Annotated in this window: 4 protein-coding genes; all 4 read right to left on the bottom strand. The window is 73.0% G+C overall.

Going from position 1 to position 4016, the window contains the following annotated elements; genetic code table 11:
* On the bottom strand, positions 1 to 201 hold a 201-nt coding region (locus tag DZF91_RS27220), incomplete at its 3' end, for a hypothetical protein (protein ID WP_199486926.1).
* Between the two features lie 540 nt (positions 202 to 741).
* Positions 742 to 2166 carry a PhoH family protein gene (locus DZF91_RS27225; protein WP_268915984.1) on the bottom strand — a complete coding sequence of 475 codons (1425 nt, stop codon included), beginning with the start codon at positions 2164 to 2166 and terminating at the stop codon, positions 742 to 744.
* 135 nt (positions 2167 to 2301) lie between these two features.
* Positions 2302 to 3174 (bottom strand): isoprenyl transferase, encoded by an 873-nt coding sequence (locus DZF91_RS27230; protein ID WP_117360008.1) that lies wholly within the window; start codon positions 3172 to 3174, stop codon positions 2302 to 2304.
* A 45-nt stretch (positions 3175 to 3219) separates the two neighbouring features.
* Positions 3220 to 3777: a hypothetical protein gene (locus tag DZF91_RS27235; protein ID WP_117360009.1), complete on the bottom strand. Its 558-nt coding sequence runs from the start codon at positions 3775 to 3777 to the stop codon at positions 3220 to 3222.
* Between the last annotated feature and the right edge of the window lie 239 nt (positions 3778 to 4016).

Here is a 4016-nt window from a genome sequence, read left to right on the forward strand (position 1 = left end):
CGCGCCGGCGACCCGCAGGTCGTCCTCGGCGGTGCCGGGGGCCTCGGCGGCGCCGGCGGCCTCGGGGGCCGCGCCGAACGCCGCGGGGGTCGTGAAGGGCTCGGAGCCGACCGGTCCGGACGGCGCGACGCCGTCCTGCCCGAGGGGGTCGGAGCTGTGTCGATCGTCTCGCCAAGGGGAGCCGAAACGGTCTCCGGACAAGGCGGTCCTTCCGACGGTCGGCCGCGCATGGACGCGCGGACGAGGCTTTCACCCCTGGGCCGTCGCGGGGTCCGCCGACGGCGCTTCCCCGGCCCGGAGCGGCGGTGGACGGGGCGCTTCAGGGGATCGCCCGCCGTCCGCACACCGCTCGGGGGTGCTTACGGGGACACACAATGCCTGACTTGATCGGGTGGTTCGCAACCAAATCGAGATTGATGGTCTTTCGGCAGTGCTTGTCAACTCATCCCCGGAATAGCCCGATCTGCGGCGAGAGCTGGGCTTCTTGAGGTTCGGTCTAGGTCGTGTGACGTTAGTCACATCCACACGGTGTGATGTTTACTGATCACTTTGCGTAGAGAACATGCGGACGCCCCGGTGAGACCGGAGTCACCGGGGCGTCCACGAAGCGTCACGGCCGCGTCACCGACCGCCTATCCGAGCCGCGTCACCGACCGCCATCCGAGCCGTGCGAGCCGTGCGACCGACCGCCCGTCCGGAGGCGGTTCGCCGGCCGCCGGCCGGGGCCAGCGAACCGTCCGGTCACGCTCCCCCGACGTCGCCGAGCATGTCGGTCACCAGAGCGGCGATCGGCGAGCGCTCCGAGCGCGTCAGAGTCACGTGCGCGAACAGCGGATGGCCCTTCAACCGTTCCACGACGGCCGCCACGCCGTCGTGCCGGCCGACGCGGAGGTTGTCGCGCTGCGCCACGTCGTGCGTGAGGACGACGCGCGAGCCCGCCCCGATCCGCGACAGGACGGTCAGCAGCACGCCCCGTTCGAGCGACTGCGCCTCGTCCACGATGACGAACGCGTCGTGCAGCGACCGGCCGCGGATGTGGGTGAGCGGCAGCACCTCCAGCATCCCCCGGTCGAGCACCTCCTCGATGACCTCGGGCGTGGTGACGGCCGACAGCGTGTCGTACACGGCCTGCGCCCACGGCGACATCTTGTCGTTCTCGGTGCCCGGCAGGTAGCCGAGCTCCTGCCCGCCGACCGCGTACAGCGGGCGGAACACCACGACCTTGCGGTGCGCCCGCCGCTCCAGGACGGCCTCCAGCCCCGCGCACAGCGCGAGCGCCGACTTGCCGGTGCCGGCCCGCCCGCCGAGCGAGACGATGCCGACCGACTCGTCCATGAGCAGGTCCAGCGCGACGCGCTGCTCGGCCGACCGGCCGCGCAGCCCGAACACCTCGCGGTCGCCGCGGACCAGCCGCACGGACTTGTCGGGGGCCGTGCGCGCCAGCGCCGAGCCGCGCTCCGACAGCAGCCGCAGGCCGGTGTGGCAGGGCAGGTCGCGGGCCTCCTCCAGGTCGGTCTGCCCGCCCTCGTACAGCTCCTCGACGGCCGCCGCCGGGACCTCGATCTCGCGCATCCCGGTCCAGCCGGACTCCACGACCGCCAGCTCCGCGCGGTACTCCTCGGCCGCCAGCCCCACCGCCGACGCCTTCACCCGCATCGGCAGGTCCTTGGAGACCAGCACCACCTCGCGGCCCTCGCGGGCCAGCCAGCTCGCGACCGACAGGATGCGGGTGTCGTTGTCGCCGAGCCGGAACCCGTCCGGCAGCACCGACGGGTCGGAGTGGTTCAGCTCGACCCGCAGCGTGCCGCCGAGCCCGCCGATCGGCAGCGCCTCGTCCAGCCGGCCGTGGGTGAGCCGCAGGTCGTCCAGGGTGCGCAGCGCCTGGCGGGCGAAGTAGCCGAGCTCGGGATGGTGGCGCTTGGCCTCCAGCTCGGAGATGACGACGATCGGAAGCACGACCTCGTGCTCGGCGAACCGGGTCATCGCTCCCGGGTCGGCGAGCAGGACGCTGGTGTCGAGGACGTAGGTGCGCCGGTCCGGGGAGCCGTCCGGACCGCCGGGCGCGCCGCCGTCGCGGTCGTGGTCGCCCGGCGCTTCGGTGGAACGGCCTCCGGACGGTCCGGCGAGCTCGCCGGACCCGGGACGGCGCGGGAGGGATGTGGCCACTCGATCTCCCTGATCGTGGGGGATGAACTCGTGGCGCGGCGGTCCGCTCCCCGGACATGCCGGAACCGGCCACCCCGTGCGGTGGTGGCCGGGGACACTCCCGGAGCGGTGATCGCGAAGGTGGGACGGCGACCGTCAGGAACCGTAGCGCCGGTGCCGCGCGGCGTAGGAGCGCAGAGCCCGCAGGTAGTCCACCTTGCGGAAGTCCGGCCAGTGGACCTCGCAGAAGTAGAACTCCGAGTGCGCGCTCTGCCACAGCATGAAACCGGAGAGCCGCTGCTCACCCGACGTGCGGATGACCAGGTCGGGATCCGGCTGGCCGCGCGTGTAGAGATGCTCGGCGATGTGCTCGACGTCGAGGATCTCTGCGAGCTCCTCGATGCTGGTGCCCTTACCCGCCTGCTCGAGGAGCAGTGAGCGCACCGCATCAGCGATCTCACGCCTACCTCCATACCCAACCGCGACGTTCACAATCAGGCCGGGACGGTCAGATGTCTCTTCACCGGCCTTCTTGAGGACCAACGCGGTCTTGTCGGGCAGAAGGTCGAGCGCGCCGACCGGCTTGACGTGCCACCCCTCGGCGGCCAGCCCCTCGACGGTGTTCTCGATGATGCGCAGCAGCGGTTCCAGCTCGGCCGCCGGACGCGACAGGTTGTCGGTGGACAGCAGCCACAGGGTGACGACCTCCACCCCGGCCTCGGTGGACCAGTGCAGCAGGTCGGAGATCTTGTCCGCGCCGCGCTGGTGGCCGCGGTTCACGTCGTCCATGCCCATCGCGCGGGCCCAGCGGCGGTTGCCGTCCAGGATCACGCCGACGTGGCGCGGGACGACCTCGTTCGGGATGTACCGCTCCACGCGCCGCTCGTACAGCCGGTACACGACGTCGCGGAGACCGGTGTAGGGCGCGCTGTGCCGGATCGCGCCGATCACGCCGTCCTCGGCCGGCGCACGGCGCGGGCGGTGCCGCCGGATGGCCCGGGTCGTCCGGGACCTCCGCTCGTCGGCCATGTGTGGGCACCCCCTCGCGCGACCGTTCCTTGACGGAAAGGACGCTCAATTATGACCCACGGTTGGCCCGAGACGATCTGCCTCGGCGAGCAGATCCGTCAGGAACTCGGCGAGCTGCCCCGCCGTGAGGACCGCCCGGACGCCGCGTCCGCCCGCGCCCCACGCCTCCACGACCGCCCGGCGGGCCAGCCGCCACCGGCCTTCCGGCGACCGGTGCGGGCCCACCCACGCCGCGGACGTGCGGACACTGCACCGCAGTTCACCGGTGCCGGCGAGGTCGCCGCGGTCGCGGTAGCGGAAGGCGAACAGCTCGGGCTCGCTGCCCGTGCCCGGACCCGAGATCCAGCGCCCGCCCGCGGGGTCGGGGAAGCGGTCGTCCGGATCGGGCCAGACCAGGGCCTGCGGGGAGTCGTCCGCCCGCGCGGCGGCCAGCCGCCGGGCCAGGTCGCCGAGGAAGTAGCCGCAGCGCTCCCCGACGCGGCCGAACAGGTCGCCGTCGCGGCGCAGCTCCAGCGTGACCTCGAAGGCGAGACCGCGCCGGTCCCGCGCCGCGACCGGTACGACCGCGAGCGCCGACCCGTCCAGGCAGCGGAGTCCTCCCACAACGATCACCCTAGGCGGGGCTTTCTCAAAACCCCCACCACCGGCCCGCGAAGATCGGGCAAATCCCGGACAGCCCGGTTGACCTGCGCCTTCGCCTCGGTGACGGCCCGTCCGCGCCTGCCGGAAGTCGCCGGGCCGGCGGCACCGGCGGCGCCCGGGCGGGCACGCAACGCCCGCCGGATTCCCGGCGGTACCCCGGCGGCACCCCGGCGGCGCGCAACGTCCGGCGGTACCCCGGC

It is taken from the genome of Actinomadura logoneensis, from assembly GCF_003428695.1.
Classification (GTDB): Bacteria; Actinomycetota; Actinomycetes; order Streptosporangiales; family Streptosporangiaceae; genus Spirillospora; species Spirillospora logoneensis.

Excerpts from the sequence above, each read along its gene's own strand:
- DZF91_RS27230 (WP_117360008.1), bottom strand. The coding sequence starts at position 3,174 with ATGGCCGACGAGCGGAGGTCCCGGACGACCCGGGCCATCCGGCGGCAC.